Raw genomic sequence first — 16921 nt, forward strand, 5'->3', positions numbered from 1 at the left:
GTCGGATCCTAGTGTAGTTTGTTGTGTTAGGCAGCCCCATCCGGACGGTCGGGTGGCGGCTAAGCGCCCCGGATCGATGACGGAGGAGGTCGGTCGTGGCAGGACAGCTGTCGTACTTCGAGTTCGGAGTCCCGGACGTGGCGGTGGCCAGCCACTTCTACGCCGAGTTGTTCGGCTGGAAGGTGCAGGCGCAGGAACACGGTGGGTCGATCGACACCGGGGAGGCGGGGCCGGGGGTGCCGGCGGTGCCGGGAGCGGCGGTGGACGGGTCGGTGCCCAGGTCGACAACCTTGTTGTCGGCGTCGACGTGCACCACCCGTGGGCGGTACGTGCGGGCCTCGGCGTCGTCCATCTGGCCGTACGAGATCAGGATGACCAGGTCACCCGGGTGCACCAGGTGGGCGGCGGCACCGTTGATGCCGATCACGCCGCTGCCCCGCCGGCCCGGGATCACGTACGTCTCGAGCCGGGCCCCGTTGGTGATGTCCACGATCGCCACCTGCTCGCCCGGCAGCAGGTCAGCGGCGTCGAGCAGGTCCTCGTCGACGGTCACCGAGCCGACGTAGTGCAGGTCCGCCTGGGTCACCGTGGCCCGGTGGATCTTGGACTTGAGCATGGTGCGGTACATCGGGACGCCTCTCACGCGAAAAGTGTCTGAGGTCAGGAGGCCGGGTCGAGCCGGACCGGGGCGTTGTCGATCAGCCGGGTGGCACCCACCCAGGCGGCGACCAGCAGCCGGGCCGGGCCGCGGACCGGCCCGGGCTCCAGTTCGGGATCGGTGAGCACGAGGTAGTCGAGCCGAGCGTCGGCCGCGTCGGCGCCGAAGGCGGCATGCGCGGCGGTCAGCACCGCCCCGGCGTCGCGGCCGACGTCGGCGGCCTCGGCACCGGCGCGCAGCGCCCGGGACAGGCTCAGCGCCGTCTGCCGCTCGGCCGACGAGAGGTAGCGGTTGCGGCTGGACAGCGCCAGCCCGTCCGGTTCCCGGACGGTCGGCACCCCGACCACCTCCACCGGCACGTCCAGGTCCCGGCACATCCGCCGGATCAGGGTCAACTGCTGGTAGTCCTTCTCGCCGAAGAAGGCCAGATCGGGCCGGGTGAGCTGGAGCAGTTTCAGCACCACGGTGAGCACGCCGTGGAAGAACCCCGGCCGGCTGAGCCCCTCCAGGTCCTCGCCGAGCGGGCCCGGGTTGACCCGTACCGCCGGCTCACCACCCGGGTACATCGCCGCCACCGAGGGCGCGAAGACCAGGTCGGCGCCGGCCCGCCGGCACACCGCCAGGTCGGCATCGAGGGTACGCGGATAGCGGTCGAAGTCCTCGTTGGGCCCGAATTGCAGCGGGTTCACGAAGATCGTGACGATCACGTGGTCGGCCCGCTCGCGGGCGGCCCGCAGCAGCGTCTCGTGTCCCTCGTGCAGGGCGCCCATGGTCATCACCACCCCCACCGTTCCGGTGAGAGTGGCCCGGGCCCGGGCCAACTCGGCGCGGGTGTGCACCAGCACCGGACCTGCCTCGTTCATGCCGCCACCTCGCTTCGCTCGGCACCGGCCTGAGCGTTGTCCGCACTGCGCCGATGATCCGCTCGCTGCCGCTCGCTCACGCCCACCAGCTCGGTGTGGTCCCGACCGAGGACGCCGAGCAGCGGCTCGGCGTCGACCGGGCGCAGCCGACCGGCGGCCACCGCCCGGTCCGCGGTGCGCCGGGCCAGTGCCAGGTATGGGGCGACCGACTCGGGCGCGGTCGCGGCCAGCCGGGTCAGGTGCCGCTCGACGGTGCCCGCGTCGCCCCGGGACACCGGGCCGGTCAGCGCGTCGTCACCGAGGCGCAACGCGTTCTCCAGGGCGGCGTGCAGCAGCGGGCCGAGCACCTTCTCGGGCTGCCCCACGCCCGCGTCGCGCAGCCGGTCGGCCGCCTCGTTGACCAGGGTCACCAGGTGGTTGGCGCCGTGCGCCAGCGCCGCGTGGTACAGCGGCCGGTCGGCTTCCCCGATCCACTCCGGCACCCCGCCGAGGTCCGCCACCAGCCGGGCGGCCAGCGGACGCAACTCGGCCGGTGCGGTCACGCCGTACGAGATGCCGGGCAACCGGCCGAGGTCGTCGGGCGTACCGGTGAAGGTCATCGCGGGGTGCAGCGCCAGCGGACGCGCGCCGGCCGCGGTGGCCGGCGCCAGCACCGCCAGGCCGTGCGCCCCGGAGGTGTGCGCGATCACCTGGCCGGGGCGCAGCGCACCGTCGGCGGCCAGGCCGGCGACCACCCCGGCGAGCGCATCGTCCGGTACGGCGATCAGCAGCAGGTCGGTGGCCGCCCGGGCGACCGCTGCGGCCGGGCGGCGGGAGACGGTGGGTAGCAGTAGCGCCAGCCGGGCCCGGGACGCACCGGAAGACCCGGTGGCGGCGACCACACGGTGGCCGGCGGCGACCAGCGCGGCGCCCAGGGTGGCACCGACCCGCCCGGTGCCGATGATGCCGACAGTGTGCACGGAAGGGGTGGCGACCTGGGCAGACGGCACGGTCGCGGGCCGCCGGCGAGCGCCCGGGTGCGGGCGCAGCGGTGCGCTCATGTCACGATCCAGTCCTCGAGATGGGTACCGGTCGAGGCAAGTATGCGTCGCCGACATGGATCCGAAACAAGGATGTGTGAAATCGTTCACCGCTCGCGCGAGCACCCCGCAGTGGCACCCCGGAAACGAGGATGACCTGATGAATCTGCCCTGGCGGGACGCGATGGAGCAGGCTCTCTACGGGCCCGGCGGCTTCTTCGTCGCGGGCACCGGGCCGGCAGCGAACTTCCGCACCAGCGTGCACGCCTCTCCGGTCTTCGCTCGGTCCCTGCTCCGCCTCGTCACGCAGGTCGACGCGGCCCTCGACTTCCCCGACCCGTTCGAGGTGGTGGACGTGGGGGCCGGGCGCGGGGAACTCCTTCGCGCGCTCTCCGCGGGGGCCACTCTTGGGGTTTCCGGGGAGCCCACCTGGTCAGGGTCGGCCCCTGCGTCGGAGACCGCGTCGGTTCCGCTGGCCCGGCGGGTACGGTTCACCGCCGTCGAGCTCGCCCCACGCCCCGAGGACCTGCCCGAACAGATCACCTGGGCCGACAAGATCCCCACCGGCATCACCGGGCTGCTGATCGCCACCGAATGGCTCGACAACGTCCCCCTCGACCTGGCCGTCCACACCCCCGAAGGCTGGCGCTACCTGCTGGTGGAGCCGACGTCGGGCGAGGAGACGACAGGTGGCCCGGTCAGCGAAGCGGACGCCAACTGGCTGAACACCTGGTGGCCGCTGCCGGCCGTCGGTGCCCCCAGGACAGAGCGAGCGGAAATCGGGCGGACGCGAGACGAGGCGTGGGCCGATGCGGTGGGGCACGTCGACCGGGGGCTGGCGTTGGCCGTGGACTACGGGCATCTGCGCGGGGACCGGCCGGTCGACGGGTCGCTGACCGGGTACCGGGGCGGGCGGCAGGTGCCGCCGGTGCCGGACGGCTCATCTGATGTCACCGCGCACGTCGCGATGGACTCGGTCGCCTCCGCCGGTGAGCGGGTCGGCCGGTGCGCGTACCTCCTGGGGTCGCAGCGGGAGGGGCTGCGGGCGCTCGGGGCCGACGGCGGGCGACCACCGCTGAGCCTGGCCGCCCGCGACCCGGCCGGGTACGTGCGGGCGCTCGCCGAGGCGTCGGCGGCGGCCGAACTGACCGACCCGGCCGGGCTGGGTGGGCACTGGTGGCTGTGGCAGCCGGTCGGCGTGCGCGGATGGTACGAACCGCGACCCACGGGCGCCGCCCTTTCGGACAGCCGGGACCAGCGGGCGTCCAGCGCCCGGATGCCGGGTTCATGGCACGATGGCGGGCATGACCACGGGCGACCTGCGTGAGCTGACCGTCGGTACCGGCGCCGGGCTGGTGGCGGGCACCGGCGGGGAGCAGCTCGGCACGGACATGGTGCTCAACATCGGTCCGCAGCATCCCTCCACACATGGCGTGCTGCGGCTCAAGCTCGTCCTCGACGGCGAGCGGGTGATCGCCGCCGAACCGGTCGTCGGCTACATGCACCGGGGCGCGGAAAAGCTGTTCGAGGTACGCGACTACCGACAGATCATCGTGCTGGCCAACCGGCACGACTGGCTCTCGGCGTTCGCCAACGAGCTGGGCGTGGTGCTCGCCGTGGAACGGCTGATGGGCATGGAGGTGCCGGAACGGGCCACCTGGCTGCGGATGGCCCTGGCCGAGCTGAACCGGGTGCTGAACCACCTGATGTTCCTCGGCTCGTACCCGCTGGAGATCGGCGCGATCACCCCGATGTTCTACGCCTTCCGGGAGCGGGAGACGCTGCAGGCGGTGATGGAGGAGGTCTCCGGCGGGCGGATCCACTACATGTTCAACCGGGTCGGCGGGTTGAAGGAGGAGATCCCGTCGGGATGGACCGGCCGGGCCCGCGCCGCGATCGGCGAGGTACGCCGCCGGATGCCCGACCTGGACAACCTGATCCGGCGCAACGAGATCTTCCTCGCCCGTACGGTCGGCGTGGGCGTGCTCTCCGCCGCCGACGCCGCCGCGTTCGGCGCCTCCGGCCCCGTCGCCCGAGCCTCCGGTCTGGACCTGGACCTGCGCCGGGACGAGCCGTACCTGGCCTACGACCAGCTCGACGTACCGGTGGTCACCCGTACGACCGGCGACTGCCACGCCCGCTTCGAGGTGCTGCTCGACCAGGTGTACGCCTCACTCGACCTGGCCGAGCAGTGTCTGGACCGGGTCGACCGGCTCACCGGGCCGATCAACACTCGACTGCCGAAGGTGCTCAAGGCACCCGAGGGGCACACCTACGCCTGGACGGAGAACCCGCTCGGCATCAACGGGTACTACCTGGTGTCCCGGGGCGAGAAGACGCCGTGGCGGCTCAAGCTGCGCACCGCGTCGTACGCGAACGTGCAGGCGCTGGCCACTCTGCTGCCCGGCTGCCTGGTGCCGGACCTGATCGCCATCCTCGGCTCGATGTTCTTCGTGGTCGGCGACATCGACAAGTGACCCGGTGAGTCCGGGCGATCAGCGCCAGCGGTTGGTGCCGTCGTGGGCCGGGTGGCCGTAGCCGGGCTCCTCGGCGTGGTGCCGCCGGCCGTACGGCTCCTGATCGGGACGCTGCCCGCGGGCCGGCTCCGGCTGGTACCCGCGACCCGGCTCGGGCTGGTAATAACGCTGGCGGGGCGGCCGCCACTCCTCCGGCACCGGAACCCCACCGGCCGGCAGCGCGGGGCGGTCCTCCGGCTCGCCCCAGCCGTCCCGCCACGCCTCATCGCGATCGGCCTCGCGCCGCGACTCGTCACGTCGTGGCTCGCCGCGCCGCACGCTGGCCCAGCGGTCCTCCACCCGGTACTCGGTGCCGGCGTGGTCCGCGTGCACCTCGGCACGGCGCTCGCCGACCCGAAGCTCGCGTCCCCGGTCGTCGTCGCGTACGGCGGCCCACCGGTCACCGGCACGCAGCTGCGCCCAGTACTGCCCGGTGTCGTCCGGCCGGGACGACCGGCCGGGCGGGGACTGTTCGGCGGGGGCCTCCCACTGCTGTCCCCCGCCGTCCCAGCCCCGCTCGTCGCGGGACCCACCCCAGTCGCGATCGTCCCCGCGTACCGAGCGGTCGTCGCGGTGGGCGGAGCGGTCGTCGCGGTGGGCGGCACGGTCGTCGCGGTGGGCGGCACGGTCGTCGCGCTGTGTGGACCAGTCCTCGCGCTGCGCGGACCACGGGCGCTCGTCCCGGGAATCCGACCAGGACCGTTCCTCGTCCCGAGCCGGGCCGGACCAGGGGCGTTCCTCCTCCCGGGCCGGGCCGGACCAGGAGCGGCCGTCGTCCCGGCGGGAGCGCTCGTCCGCGTCGGACCACGACCGGTCGTCGCGGTCCGCGCCATGATGACTCCGCGCGGGCTCCTCCTGCTGCGACGACCACGGGGTGGCGTAACCGCCGTACCGGGTGCCGGACTCGCCCACCCCGCCGTCCACAACGGTGTGTCGGGTGGTGACGTGCACGGTCTCGGTATGCCGCACGACGCCGAGCGGACGCGGTGCCGGATCACCGGAACGGCTGCCGGGCTCGGGGCGGGCGGCCGAGCCGTAAACCCCGGCGGAGCCGGTGGCCGGGCGGTCACCGGCATAGCCTGCGGCGGGGCGTTCAACGCCGTAACCGGCGGATCCGGACGCCGGACGGTCACCGGCGTGTCCGGCCGCGGGTCGGTCACCTTCGTACCCGCCGGCCGGGCGGTCGTCGTTTCCCCCGGCCGGGCGGTCGTCGTACCCCCCGGCCGGGCGGTCGTCGTACCCGCCAGCTGGGCCGGCGCCGTGGCCGGCGGCCTGGGCCGTGCCGTACACCCCGGCCTGGCCGGCGGGCCGCTCGGCGTAGCGCGCCGGTGCCTCCGGTTCCGGCGCCGGCACCCGGGCACGCCCCGGGCCCGGCGGCTCCTCACCGCCGGCCGGGCCGCCACCGGCGTCGACCTGGCGGCGCAGGCCGGCCAGCGCCGTCTGGACCCGCTGGGCCTCGTCGAGTGCCTGGTTTCCCCGCTGGGCGGCGGCCACGATCTCGCCACGCAGCTCCCGCCGCAACTCGTCGATCTCCTCGCGCAGTTCCTCGGCGTGGGCCTGTCCGCCGCCCTCGGTACGCAGCGCGATGGAGAGCCCGATCAGCACCACGGCCACGATGGCCAGCACCGCGGCGAACCGCAGCGGGCCGTTACCGTCGGCGACCAGCAGTATCAACGCCGCCACCGGTGCCAGGGCCACACCGCCCCAGAAGAGCACGGTGAGTAGCTGCGGGTTGCGCGTGTCGGCGGGCACCGGGGCGGACATGGGTCCGCAGCCTACCGAGAGTTGCGTTACGTGGGAACGGCTCGGCGGCAGCTGAACGGCAAGCCGTCGGCGACATCCCGGAACGGGTCGGCCCAGCGGCACACGGCAGCGCCCCCGGCCAGCTCGGCCGGGGGCGCCAGAAGATGCCACGACGGTGCCTAGGTGCTCAGCCCTGCGCGTACGCCGCGTCGGTGGAGAAGACCAGGCCGACGCTGATCGTGCCGTTACGCAGACCGGTCTTGGTCAGCGGGCCGCCCCCGTCGAGCGAGGAGAACGAGCCCACCGCGAGCCCGTAGGTCTTCTCCAGGCCCGGCTTGCAGAACGGGCGCTCCTGGCACTCCGGCGGGCCGCCCAGCACCGTCGCCGCGCCCGAGCACTTCTCGGCCAGCTCGGACAGGGTCCGCACGCCGTACTTCTCGGAGAACTCCGTGGTCACCGCGAAGGCGTTCTGGTTCTGTGCCTTGGCCGGCGCGCCGAAGGTGACGCCCACCTTCTCGCCGAGACCCCGCAGCGCGGTGATGGTGGCGTCCACGTCGGGCGAGGAGACCGGCTGGGCACCGCTGTTAACTTTGCCGTTGAGGAACTCGGCCATGGTGGCCGCGTACTCCGGGACGACCTGGATCTCGCCCTTCTCCAGTGCCGGCTCGTAGAGCTCCCGGTTGCCGATCTGCTGCACGGTGACCTGGTAACCGGCCGCGGTCAGCTGAAGCTTGTAGAGCTCGGCGATAAGCTCACTCTCGGTGAAGTTGCCCGCCCCCACCGTGATCTTGCCGCCCGGACCCTTCTCGACGCCGTCGGCGAGCCCGTTCGCGGTGACGAAGTCCTGCGCCGCCGCCTGCGCGCTCTTGCGGTCGACGTCGACCGCCTTGTTGAGCTGCACCAGGGCCGGGGTGTCGAGCCCGGCCGAGACCTTGTCCAGCGCCGCGATGAGCTGCGGCGTGGCCGCCTTGCTGTGGACCGCGGGGATGATGTTGTCGGCGTTCTGCAGAGACTTGTCGTCGTCGAGCGCGATCAGCTGCTGGCCGGCGACCGGGGCGCAACCCTCGCCGGCAGCAGCCTGCTGCGGTGCCTCGGTGCCGGACGAGCCGGCCTCGCCGCACCCGGCCAACACCCCCGCCGCCGCGATGGCACCGACAACGGCAATGGACAGTCTTTTACCTGCGCGCATGAGCCCGCCTTCCGTGTCCCGGCGCGACCCGTTCGGGCCGGCCGCGTGTCCGACGGGCGATCCGCCGTCCGGCCGCCCGCAACGTCCACCCAACATCCTGCCGCCGCCCACCGACAACTTCTGGCGGCGTTCGTCACTGGAACGTCACCATGCCGATGCCTATATCCCAGTTTCCCGGTAGAGATTGTATGACACCTCGGCGCGGGGCCTCAGGCCCGGGCCCCGGATCAGGATCCGGTGATCGCGTCCGCCGCACGCCGACCGGCACCGCGCCGGCTACGGCGCAGCGGGCGCGGCGTGACCAGCCGCTCGACGTACGCGAAGAGCAGCTCCACGCTGACCGCGAGCCCGGCGACCAGCAGGCCGCCGGCGAGGATCTGACCGCCGCCCACAGCGATGCTCAGGCCGAACCCGAATCGGATGATCTCGCCCAGACCACCGCCGTTGACGAAGGTCGCCAGGGCCGCGGTGGCGACCACCTGGACCGCGGCGGTCCGGAAGCCGGCGGCCAGGTAGGGCACGGCGAGGGGCAGCTCGACCTGGCGAAGCACCTGCGCGCCGGTCATGCCCATGCCGCGCGCCGCCTCCCGGGTCTGCGGGTCGACCTGCCGCACCCCGGTGTACGCGTTCGCCAGCAGCGGCGGCACCGCGAACACCGCCAGGGCGACCACCACGGCCGGTCGGCCGAAACCGAGGAAGGTCAGCGGAAGGATGGTCAGCAGGGCCAGCGTCGGCACCGACAGGGTGAGGTTGGACACGAGCACGACCACCCCGCCCCCACGGCCGGTGTGGCCCAGCCACAGCCCGAGCGGCCAGGCCACCAGGCAGCCGAGCAGCACCGCGGCGGCCGACATGCTCACGTGCTCGCCGAGCCGGTCCAGGACGCCGCCCGGGTTCGTCCAGTTCAGCGGGTCGTTGAGCCAGACCACCAACTGCTGTACGGGATTCAACGTGGCCTCCGGCTGGTCAGGTCCCACCGTCCGGCGCTCGCCCCGGTGCTCACCCGACCCGCCCGCGCAGCCACGGGGTGAGCAGCCGGCCCACGCCGGCCAGGACCAGGTCGAGCACCAGGGCCAGCAGGACGCAGAGCAGCGTCCCGGTCATGATCTGGGCCTTGTAGAGATTGTTCTGGAAGCCGGCGAAGATGACCTGCCCGAGCCCACCACGACCGATCACCACCCCGACGGTGACCAGGGCCACCGTGGAGACCGTCGCCAGCCGCAGGCCGGTGAGGATGCCGGGCAGGGCCAGCGGCAGTTCCACCCGCAGCAGTCGGCCCCAGCGGCCGTACCCCATGCCCTCGGCCGCCTCGCGGACCTCGGCGGGCACCTGGTTGAGCCCCGCGACGGTGTTTCGGACGATCACCAGCAGCGCGTACAGCACCACCACGCTGAGCACGGTCGCGACGCCGATGCCCAGGTAGGGCGCGATGAACGCGAACAGGGCCAGGGACGGGACCGTGTAGAGCACCCCGGTGAGTGCGAGAATCGGCCCGGTGAGCGGCCGGAACCAATACGCCACCACGGCCAGCGGGACGGCGATCAGCGCGGCGATCAACACCGCCCGTACGGTCAGGGTGGTGTGGTCGCGCAGGGCGGCCAGCACCGTGTCAGAGTTGTCCCGCACGTACTGCCAGGAGAACCACGGGTTACCCGGGTCAGCCCGGTAGCTCAGGCGGAAGGACATACGTGGACGGTACCCCGGTCGCCGACGGCGGTCAGCGCGCGGCGTCGATCACCCTTGACGGCATCGGCAAGCGTTATCCGGACGGCACCGAGGCGGTCCGGGAACTCAGCCTGCACGTCGACGCGGGTGAGCTGGTCGTGCTGATCGGGCCCTCGGGCTGCGGCAAGTCGACCGTGCTCCGGATGATCAACCGCCTGATCGAGCCGACCGCCGGTCGGATCATGCTCGGCGACTCCGACGTCACCCGGGTCGACCCGGTGACGCTGCGGCGGCGGATCGGCTACGTCATCCAGAACGTCGGGCTGTTCCCCCACCAGACGGTGGCCGCCAACGTCGCCACGGTGCCCCGCCTGCTCGGCTGGGACCGGGACCGCGCCCGGCGCCGCGTCGAGGAACTGCTGGAACTGGTCGGCCTCGATCCGGCGCAGTTCGGCCGGCGTTACCCGCACGAACTCTCCGGCGGCCAGCGGCAGCGGGTCGGCGTGGCCCGGGCGCTCGCCGCCGATCCGGTGGTGCTGCTGATGGACGAGCCGTTCTCCGCCGTCGACCCGATCGTCCGGACCCGGCTCCAGGAGGAGTTCCTGCGCCTGCAGGCCGAGGTCCGCAAGACCATCGTCCTGGTCACCCACGACCTGGACGAGGCGGTCCGGCTCGGCGACCGGATCGCGGTGCTCTCCGAGGGCGGCCGGCTGGAGCAGTACGACACCCCGGCGGCCCTGCTCGGCAACCCGGCCACCCCGTTCGTCCGCGAGTTCGTCGGCGCCGACCGGGGCATCCGCCGACTGGCGGTCACCCCGGTCACCCGCGACGTGCTCGATCCGCTGCCCGCCGACGGTGGGGCGGACCTGCCGGCGGTGCCGCTGGGCGGCTCGGCGTACGACGCGCTGGCCGTCCTGCTCACCTCGACCGGAGGGCACGCCGTGGTCACCGAGCAGGGACGACCGGTCGGCATGCTCAGCCGGGAGCGCGTCCTGGCGCTGGTCGGGCCGACCGGGGGCTAGCGCCGTCCCCGCCAGCTGCCCAGCGTGGCGATTCCGATGATCCAGCCGACGAAGAGTCCGTACTCGGCGCCGTCACCGGCCGCCTGGAAGGCGCCGAGCAGCGACGGGTTGGTCCGGATCAGCGCGGTGAGCAGGGCCGCGAAGGCCCCCGCGAAGACGTACGCCGCCCAGCCGGCGAAGAACTGGCTGAGGGTGCCTCGGGCCCGGGAGAGCTGCGAACCCGGGAGGAGGTAGAGGAAGACGGCGGTCAGGACGACCACGAGGATCGCCTTCAGGTCGGCCGCGAAGATCTCCTGGATCGAGTCGGAGGAGTCGAATCGCCAGGCCGGCCAGGCGAGCAGTCTCAGGAACCACCCGCCGGCGGTGTCCGGGTCGGTGTTGGCCCTGGCCCAGTCGGCGTACCAGGGGCTGCCGAAGACCAGGACGAGGATGAGCGCGGCGAGCGTGCCGGCACCCGGTGCGGTCTTGTAACGATTGGTGAGAGCCATGGCCCCGCTAGTTCCCAGCGGATCGACGTGGGCAAACGCGAGGCGCGATTTATGGGGTTACGCCGGACTCCGCCGATCAGTGCTTCATCAGGTAGTCGATGAAGGCGGCGCGCAGCAGCGGCGCGGACTCCTCGTACCCGTGACCGGTCATCTCCCGCCACAGGGCGGCCGCCTCGTCGATCGTCGGGCCCACCGAGTTCGGCGCCCCGTCCAGCGCGGCGGCCTCGTCCGCGTTCGGCAGGTGCCGCAGCACCGACCAGAAGAATCCCACGTCCCGGCGCTCCCGGGCCACCGCGAACGCCTGCTCGCGCAGTTCCTCGGTGGAGAGGGCGTCCAACTCCTCGAACGACCGGCCGCCGGAGATCGATGATGTGTCGGTCATGCGCCGAGCCTAACCGCCGAGATCACATCCGGCGCGCCGACGGCGCGCGGGAAACACCCGGATCGGTCACCGGTCCTCGGCGTCCTCCCAGGTGCGCGGGCCGGTCTCCCAGCGCCGGGTCCCCCACGGGTCGGCCGGGCTTCCGGTCGGCTGCGCCGGCAGGACCGGGGGCCAGTCGCCGACCGGCTCCGGCCGTGCCACGGTCCACCCACCGCCGTTGGTGGCGTCCACGGGCGGCGACGGCGGCGCGGGCAGCACCGTCGCGGCCGGTGCCGGCCGGCCGTACGTCTCGACCAGCCGGGTGACCAGCAGGCCGGCGACCAGCACCGCGCCACCGACGGCCCACCGGCTGACCGTCCAGCCGCGCGCCTGCGCGTACGCGAGGAACAGGCCGATCGCGCCGGCCGTCAGGAGGGTGCCGAACACGCCGCCCCGCAGGCCGAAGGCGCTGGTGCCGGCGAGCAGTGCCGCGCCCACCGCCAGCAGCGTCCAGTCCAGCCCGGCGGACGGCGTCACCGCACCGTCGGCCGAGGCGATGAGCGCCCCCGCGAGCATTGCCAGCACGGTGGAGCAGACGTACCCGCCGGTGACCACCACGGCCGCGGCCGCGCCACGGCGGCGCGCCGGATCGGCGACCGGACGGAACCGGCCGACCAGCCGGCGGACCGGGCCCACCGCCCCGAACAACCCGCCGAACACCGCGATCGCGGCGAAGCCGACGAAGAGCTGTCCGGCGCTGGAGCGCGGATCGTAGTCCGCCTGCACGAGCACCGGCGCGGACCGCTGTTCGATATAGACGATCACGCCGGCCGCGCCGCCGAGGCTGGCCGCCCAGCCGGGCACGTGCAGCACCACCACCAGCAGGCCCAGCAGGAGCCCACCGAGCGCGGCCACCGCGGCGGCCGTGCCGACGCCGACGAGCAAGCCCCGGTCGCCCTGTTCCGCGAAGTGCAACCCGGCCGCGACCGCCACCGGCCCGATCGCCAGGTTCGCCGCCGCGGTACGCAGGCTCAGCCCGGCGGCCAGCGCCAGCAGCCCGATGCCGACCACGGCGACGATGAGGGCGCGCAGTCCGGCGCCCCGCAGCGCGGCCGGATCCTCCTGCCAGAGCAGGTAGACCAGCGCGGCGAAGCCGAGCAGCAGGAGTGTCTCCCAGACCACGTAGACGCCGAAGCGGTCCCGGCCCGGCTCACCGTTGTTGTCGGGGTCGTCCACGACGGCGTCCACCCCGACGGCGGGCACGGCCGAGGTTGGCTCCGGTTGCCCGCTCCGGCCCGGTTCGTCGTACCCCATGATTCCCGCCTCCCAGCGGCCGCCCGGACTCCATCGACGCGCGAGCGGGCCGACGGCGGCCGTTGCCCATCCGGTCGCAGGCACCGTACCTGCGCCCGGAGCCGGGGCGTAACCCCCTGCGGGCAGGGGGTCGACGTCCCGGCACCGGCTGTGGCGGGACGTGGCCGGCCGGTTACTTCCACGCCGGCCCTGGAAGCTCCGACACCAGCCTTAACGTTGGCCGGGGCGGCTCTGCCAGTCGTCGGGCTCGTGCTCGTCCTCCGGCCGCTCCGGGACCCGACAGCACCGCTCCAGCCAGAGCGCGGCGGCCACCAGGGCGATCGAGGCCAGCAGGCCGGCGAGGGCGGCCGGCCGGTCGTCGACGGCAGCCTGCGTGGTCTGCACGAACAACCAACCGGCCAGGCCGGCATACACGCCAGTGAAGATGGCCCCGACCAGGGCGGACGCCTTGGCCAGCACGACGAACCGGGCAACCATCAGGGGGTTGACCGGATCCCGGCCGGGCCGTCGCTCGATCCGCGCCCGGGTGTTGATCGCGGCGTACGTCTCCAGCACGGCGAGCCCGGCCAGGGTGACCACCGGCAGCCACGGCAGCGCCGGCAGCCGGTTGTAGTAGATGCTGCTGATCAGCAACCAGGCGGCCGCCGCGGCGGCCAGGGCGGTCACCACCAGGGTCGAGATTCGGGTGGGTGCCATCCGCGACCCGTCGGGCGGTGGGGACTGCGTCATGCCGACCGCCTGCACTCGCTCATGCCGTCGACTCTAACGCCAGATCCGGGCGGGGTCGCAGTTCCGCTACCTCGGCAGCGGCCGGCCCGGCGGTCAGCAGGTCGGTCAACCAACCGTGTCCGGGCAGTTGGCCGTAGGGCTGGATGTCGATCCACGGCCGCAGCACGAAGGCCCGCAGATGCGCCCGGGGATGCGGCAGGGTCAGCTCCGGGTCGTCGCTGAGCACCGGACGGTCGTCGTCGGTCCAGACCGCGATGACATCGACATCGAGCGTACGGGGGCCGAAGCGGCGCAGCGGGTCGCGGACCCGGCCGGCGGCGCGTTCCGCCGCCCGGGCCCGCGCCAACCAGTCGTGCGGGCCGGCCGCCGGGTCCGCGGCCAACAGCACGGCGTTCAGGTACGCCGGCTGCTCGGTGTCGCCCCACGGTGGGGTCTCGTACACCCCGGAGACCACCAGGATGCTGTCGTCGAACGTCGCCAGCGCGGTGCGCAGGTGGCCGAGCCGGTCGCCGAGGTTGCTGCCGAGGGAGAGCACGGCCCGCGTCATCGGGTACGCGTCCGGCGCATCGTCACGGCCACGTCGGTGAAGGTGTGCGGGACCGGTGCCTCCGGCTTGTGCACGGTGACCGTCGCGCCGGACACCCGGGGATCGGCCAGGCAGACCTCGATCAGCCGGTCGGCGAGGGTCTCGATCAGGTTCACCGGCTCGCCGGTGACCACCGCCACCAGCCGCTCGGCGAGCTCGCCGTAGTGCACGGTGTCGGTCACGTCGTCGGACCGGGCGGCCGGGGCAAGATCCAGCTCCAGTACGGCGTCGACGATGAACTCCTGGCCCTGGACGCGTTCGAAGTCGTACACCCCGTGCCGACCGTGCGCCCGCAGGCCGGTCAGCTCGATCCGGTCGGTCACCGCAGCGCTCCCCGGTCGGCCGGGCCACCGGCCGGGGGACCGGCAGCACCACGGGCGGTGCCAGCGGTCACCGCGGCCTCCGGCAGCGGGGCGCCGGGCGCGTGGGCCAGGCGCGGGCGACCGGTGGCCTGCCAGACGGCGAGTGCGTCGACGGTGGCCCGCACGTCGTGCACCCGCACCCCCCAGGCGCCGGCGGCGACCGCGAGCAGGCTGGTGGCGACGGTGGCCGCCTCCCGACCGGCAGTGGGGCGGGGCGTGCCGTCGGGTCCGGCCAACAGCAGGCCCAGGTACGACTTGCGGCTCGCGCCGAACAGCAGCGGACAGCCGAGGTCGAGCAGCTCGGACAGCCGGGCGCTGAGCTGCCAGTTGTGTGCCGCTGTCTTGGCGAAGCCGAGGCCCGGATCGATGACGATGCGGTCCGCCGCCACCCCGGCGGCGAGCGCCGCGGCCACCCGCTGGCCCAGTTCGGCGCGGACGTCGGCGACCACGTCGCCGTAGCTGGCCAGCTCGGTCATCCGCCGGGAGTGGCCCCGCCAGTGCATCAGCACCCACGGGCAGCCGGCGTCGCGGACGACCCGGGCCATGTCCGGGTCGGCGAGACCGCCGGAGACGTCGTTGACCACGACCGCGCCGGCCGCGAGGGCCGCCTCGGCGACCCGGGCGCGGGTGGTGTCGATGCTGACCGGTACGCCGGCGGCGGCCAGTTCGCGGATGACCGGCACCACCCGGGCGGCCTCGGTCTCCGCGTCGATCCGGTCGGCACCGGGCCGGGTCGACTCGCCCCCGACATCCACCAACCCGGCTCCGTCGGCCCGCAGCCGGACGCCGTGTGCGACAGCGGCACCGACGTCGGCGTAGCGTCCGCCGTCGGAGAACGAGTCGGGCGTGACGTTCAGGACGCCCATCACCACCGGGGCCGGCGCCCGTAGCAGATCAGTCACGACTAGACGGTACCGGTCGTTCCGACCGCCCCGAGCAGGCCGGGTCGGGGGCCTGACATGCCAATTAGAACAGGTGTACGATCGGTCGTCTGGGTCGGATCGGGCAGACTCTTCGCGGCTTGTCGCAAAGGGGGCCGGCCCGTACGCTGTGGAATTGCCCAGCATCGAGATGGCGACGCCCGGAGGGAGGGCCGAAGCGGGACAACCCGCCCAAAAATCGCCACCTTCCGTGGCGAGTGATGCACGCAGGGTCTCGGGCGCTGCGCAGAGTGAGCACCGATCCCGCCAGGCTTACCTACTGCACCACTGCGGCGTCGCCGGCCGCGACTTGGGGAGGTTTCAGTGATCGCCATCGAGCTGATGGAAACGGCGTCGACCAACGCCGCCCACCTGCTCTCCACCCTGGCGTCGTCGATCCCGCTCGCCGCCGAGGAGCCGAAGGGGATCAACACCGAGGGAGTCGTCACCTTCTTCGCCAGCAAGATCGCTCCGATCCTGCTCGCCGTGCTGGGCGTCATCTTCATCGGCCGCGCCAGCCGGGGCGAGATTTCCAAGGTGCTGACCAGCTCCGCCATCGCGATCGTGGGGTTGGCCTTCATCGCCGGAGCCGCCACCCTCTTCTTCATCGGCGACTTCCTGATCAACCTGATCTTCGAATAGGCGCGAGCACGAGATGCGGCTGCGCACCGACGACGACATCTACCGGGCCCGCCTGGTCTATCTCGGGCCGCCCGGCTACACCCTTCCGGTCCACCTGCCGTACGCCCAGTACGGGCTGTTCATCCTGCTCGTTCCCCTCTACATGTTCATCCACTGGTTGTTCACGCTGCAGGTCGAGCTATTCCCCGCGTGGGAGATCGCCCTCGCCATCGTGACCACCTCGTTCGTCTTCCGGTACGTCGACCCGGACCGGCCGGCGCGCATGGTGATCCGTACCGCGCTGACCGACTGGCGACGCACCCGGGAGCCGGCCGCCGAGCAGCGCGACCCGCGCCTGGTCGGCAGCAGGATCAGGATCCGGGAGGAACTGGCATGACCGGCTGCACGCCGTACGGGCCGTCTGAGAGGTTGTCGGGCAACTCCGGCAGGACGATCGCATGAGCCGCTCCTCCACGCCGGGATCCCCGGCCGGGCACCCGGCCGCACCGCACGGTAACCGTGCGCGTTCGTTTGACTACCCACAATCCGGTGAGCTCGACGACGCCTCCCTGGATCCGGCGCTCGCCGCCACCCCGGGTCACGGTGGCGTCGGCGTGTTCCAGGCGCCCCGTCCACCGCAGCGCCGGGCGGTGCCGACCGAGCCCGGCCCGGTCACACCGTCCACCCGCGACGGTGCCGACATCGATTCGCCCTTCCTGGACCTGTTCGGCGGGGCGTACGCCCGGCCCGGTTCCGCCCAGCGGGGCAACGCCCTCCCGGCACGCGCCGTACCGCAGCAGGCGGCCCCCGCGGGACCGACGCCGGTGACCAACCGGCCGGCACCGCCCCCGGTGCCGGCGCAACC

At 73.1% G+C, this 16921-nt stretch carries 17 protein-coding genes and 3 pseudogenes; 6 read left to right on the forward strand and 14 right to left on the reverse strand.

Translation table 11 applies throughout. The features are described from left to right. Positions 1-157 precede the first annotated feature (157 nt). The 3 genes and pseudogenes from panD to C1I95_RS06250 form a co-directional block, all read right to left on the reverse strand. Positions 158-628: an aspartate 1-decarboxylase gene (gene panD / locus C1I95_RS06240; protein ID WP_111212802.1), complete on the reverse strand. Its 471-nt coding sequence runs from the start codon at positions 626-628 to the stop codon at positions 158-160. Between the two features lie 32 nt (positions 629-660). Continuing rightward, positions 661-1521 (reverse strand): pantoate--beta-alanine ligase, encoded by an 861-nt coding sequence (gene panC / locus C1I95_RS06245; protein WP_111212803.1) that lies wholly within the window; start codon positions 1519-1521, stop codon positions 661-663. A 92-nt stretch (positions 1522-1613) separates the two neighbouring features. After that, a pseudogene (locus C1I95_RS06250) lies at positions 1614-2561 on the reverse strand (Rossmann-like and DUF2520 domain-containing protein); the annotation flags it as partial. 139 nt (positions 2562-2700) lie between these two features. On the opposite strand from C1I95_RS06250, the pseudogene C1I95_RS06255 reads away from it, so the two are divergent. After that, a pseudogene (locus C1I95_RS06255) lies at positions 2701-3741 on the forward strand (SAM-dependent methyltransferase); the annotation flags it as partial. Between the two features lie 94 nt (positions 3742-3835). Then, a complete protein-coding gene (locus C1I95_RS06260) occupies positions 3836-5017 on the forward strand; it encodes an NADH-quinone oxidoreductase subunit D (RefSeq protein WP_199523626.1) in 1182 nt (393 codons plus the stop codon). Between the two features lie 18 nt (positions 5018-5035). Here the strand turns inward: C1I95_RS06260 and C1I95_RS06265 are convergent, their stop codons facing one another. The 4 genes from C1I95_RS06265 to C1I95_RS06280 all read right to left on the reverse strand — a co-directional run bounded on the left by C1I95_RS06265 (position 5036) and on the right by C1I95_RS06280 (position 9674). Then, positions 5036-6820, reverse strand: a complete 1785-nt coding sequence (locus C1I95_RS06265) for a hypothetical protein (protein WP_111212806.1) — start codon at positions 6818-6820, stop codon at positions 5036-5038. Between the two features lie 166 nt (positions 6821-6986). Continuing rightward, on the reverse strand, positions 6987-7988 hold the full coding sequence (locus C1I95_RS06270) for a glycine betaine ABC transporter substrate-binding protein (protein WP_111212807.1): 1002 nt from the start codon (positions 7986-7988) through the stop codon (positions 6987-6989). Between the two features lie 227 nt (positions 7989-8215). Further along, positions 8216-8938 carry an ABC transporter permease gene (locus C1I95_RS06275; RefSeq protein ID WP_111212823.1) on the reverse strand — a complete coding sequence of 241 codons (723 nt, stop codon included), beginning with the start codon at positions 8936-8938 and terminating at the stop codon, positions 8216-8218. A gap of 49 nt (positions 8939-8987) precedes the next feature. Then, complete coding sequence (locus C1I95_RS06280) at positions 8988-9674, reverse strand: ABC transporter permease (RefSeq protein ID WP_111212808.1); 687 nt, start codon at positions 9672-9674, stop codon at positions 8988-8990. 2 nt (positions 9675-9676) lie between these two features. On the opposite strand from C1I95_RS06280, the gene C1I95_RS06285 reads away from it, so the two are divergent. Further along, positions 9677-10675, forward strand: coding sequence for an ABC transporter ATP-binding protein (locus C1I95_RS06285; protein WP_111212809.1), 999 nt, complete (start codon positions 9677-9679; stop codon positions 10673-10675). Here C1I95_RS06285 and C1I95_RS06290 read toward each other — a convergent pair. The 7 genes from C1I95_RS06290 to folP all read right to left on the reverse strand — a co-directional run bounded on the left by C1I95_RS06290 (position 10672) and on the right by folP (position 15417). Further along, a complete protein-coding gene (locus tag C1I95_RS06290; protein ID WP_111212810.1) occupies positions 10672-11163 on the reverse strand; it encodes a hypothetical protein in 492 nt (163 codons plus the stop codon). The two genes, C1I95_RS06285 and C1I95_RS06290, sit on opposite strands and share 4 nt — an antisense overlap. Positions 11164-11239: 76 nt before the next feature. Further along, complete coding sequence (locus C1I95_RS06295; RefSeq protein ID WP_111212811.1) at positions 11240-11545, reverse strand: hypothetical protein; 306 nt, start codon at positions 11543-11545, stop codon at positions 11240-11242. A 66-nt stretch (positions 11546-11611) separates the two neighbouring features. Then, positions 11612-12838 (reverse strand): ABC transporter permease, encoded by a 1227-nt coding sequence (locus tag C1I95_RS06300; RefSeq protein ID WP_111212812.1) that lies wholly within the window; start codon positions 12836-12838, stop codon positions 11612-11614. Between the two features lie 210 nt (positions 12839-13048). Further along, entirely contained in the window at positions 13049-13534 is a 486-nt protein-coding gene (locus C1I95_RS06305; RefSeq protein WP_111212824.1) for a DUF3180 domain-containing protein, read from the reverse strand. A 52-nt stretch (positions 13535-13586) separates the two neighbouring features. Next, positions 13587-14114, reverse strand: coding sequence for a 2-amino-4-hydroxy-6-hydroxymethyldihydropteridine diphosphokinase (folK, locus tag C1I95_RS06310; protein ID WP_111212813.1), 528 nt, complete (start codon positions 14112-14114; stop codon positions 13587-13589). Then, positions 14111-14476 carry a dihydroneopterin aldolase gene (gene folB, locus C1I95_RS06315; RefSeq protein WP_111212814.1) on the reverse strand — a complete coding sequence of 122 codons (366 nt, stop codon included), beginning with the start codon at positions 14474-14476 and terminating at the stop codon, positions 14111-14113. The genes folK and folB overlap by 4 nt, the downstream gene beginning before the upstream one ends. Then, complete coding sequence (gene folP / locus C1I95_RS06320; protein WP_111212815.1) at positions 14473-15417, reverse strand: dihydropteroate synthase; 945 nt, start codon at positions 15415-15417, stop codon at positions 14473-14475. The genes folB and folP overlap by 4 nt, the downstream gene beginning before the upstream one ends. A gap of 342 nt (positions 15418-15759) precedes the next feature. Here folP and C1I95_RS06325 point away from each other — a divergent pair, with 342 nt between their 5' ends. From C1I95_RS06325 to C1I95_RS06335, 3 genes and pseudogenes are all read left to right on the forward strand, one after another. After that, positions 15760-16077, forward strand: coding sequence for a hypothetical protein (locus C1I95_RS06325; RefSeq protein ID WP_111212816.1), 318 nt, complete (start codon positions 15760-15762; stop codon positions 16075-16077). 13 nt (positions 16078-16090) lie between these two features. Next, positions 16091-16453, forward strand: a complete 363-nt coding sequence (locus C1I95_RS06330) for a hypothetical protein (RefSeq protein WP_111212817.1) — start codon at positions 16091-16093, stop codon at positions 16451-16453. 61 nt (positions 16454-16514) lie between these two features. Next, positions 16515-16921 (forward strand): annotated as a pseudogene (locus C1I95_RS06335) (ATP-binding protein); the annotation flags it as partial.

It is taken from the genome of Micromonospora craterilacus (genome assembly GCF_003236315.1).
GTDB classification, from domain to species: domain Bacteria; phylum Actinomycetota; class Actinomycetes; order Mycobacteriales; family Micromonosporaceae; genus Micromonospora; species Micromonospora craterilacus.

Bases quoted from the DNA above. Each gene is read 5' to 3' on its own strand.
- C1I95_RS06295 (WP_111212811.1), bottom strand. From the start codon at position 11,545: ATGACCGACACATCATCGATCTCCGGCGGCCGGTCGTTCGAGGAGTTG.
- panD (WP_111212802.1), bottom strand. From the start codon at position 628: ATGTACCGCACCATGCTCAAGTCCAAGATCCACCGGGCCACGGTGACC.
- C1I95_RS06290 (WP_111212810.1), bottom strand. From the start codon at position 11,163: ATGGCTCTCACCAATCGTTACAAGACCGCACCGGGTGCCGGCACGCTC.
- C1I95_RS06330 (WP_111212817.1), top strand. From the start codon at position 16,091: ATGCGGCTGCGCACCGACGACGACATCTACCGGGCCCGCCTGGTCTAT.
- C1I95_RS06305 (WP_111212824.1), bottom strand. From the start codon at position 13,534: ATGGCACCCACCCGAATCTCGACCCTGGTGGTGACCGCCCTGGCCGCC.
- C1I95_RS06280 (WP_111212808.1), bottom strand. From the start codon at position 9,674: ATGTCCTTCCGCCTGAGCTACCGGGCTGACCCGGGTAACCCGTGGTTC.
- panC (WP_111212803.1), bottom strand. From the start codon at position 1,521: ATGAACGAGGCAGGTCCGGTGCTGGTGCACACCCGCGCCGAGTTGGCC.
- C1I95_RS06260 (WP_199523626.1), top strand. From the start codon at position 3,836: ATGGCGGGCATGACCACGGGCGACCTGCGTGAGCTGACCGTCGGTACC.
- C1I95_RS06270 (WP_111212807.1), bottom strand. From the start codon at position 7,988: ATGCGCGCAGGTAAAAGACTGTCCATTGCCGTTGTCGGTGCCATCGCG.
- C1I95_RS06300 (WP_111212812.1), bottom strand. From the start codon at position 12,838: ATGGGGTACGACGAACCGGGCCGGAGCGGGCAACCGGAGCCAACCTCG.
- folK (WP_111212813.1), bottom strand. From the start codon at position 14,114: ATGACGCGGGCCGTGCTCTCCCTCGGCAGCAACCTCGGCGACCGGCTC.
- C1I95_RS06265 (WP_111212806.1), bottom strand. From the start codon at position 6,820: ATGTCCGCCCCGGTGCCCGCCGACACGCGCAACCCGCAGCTACTCACC.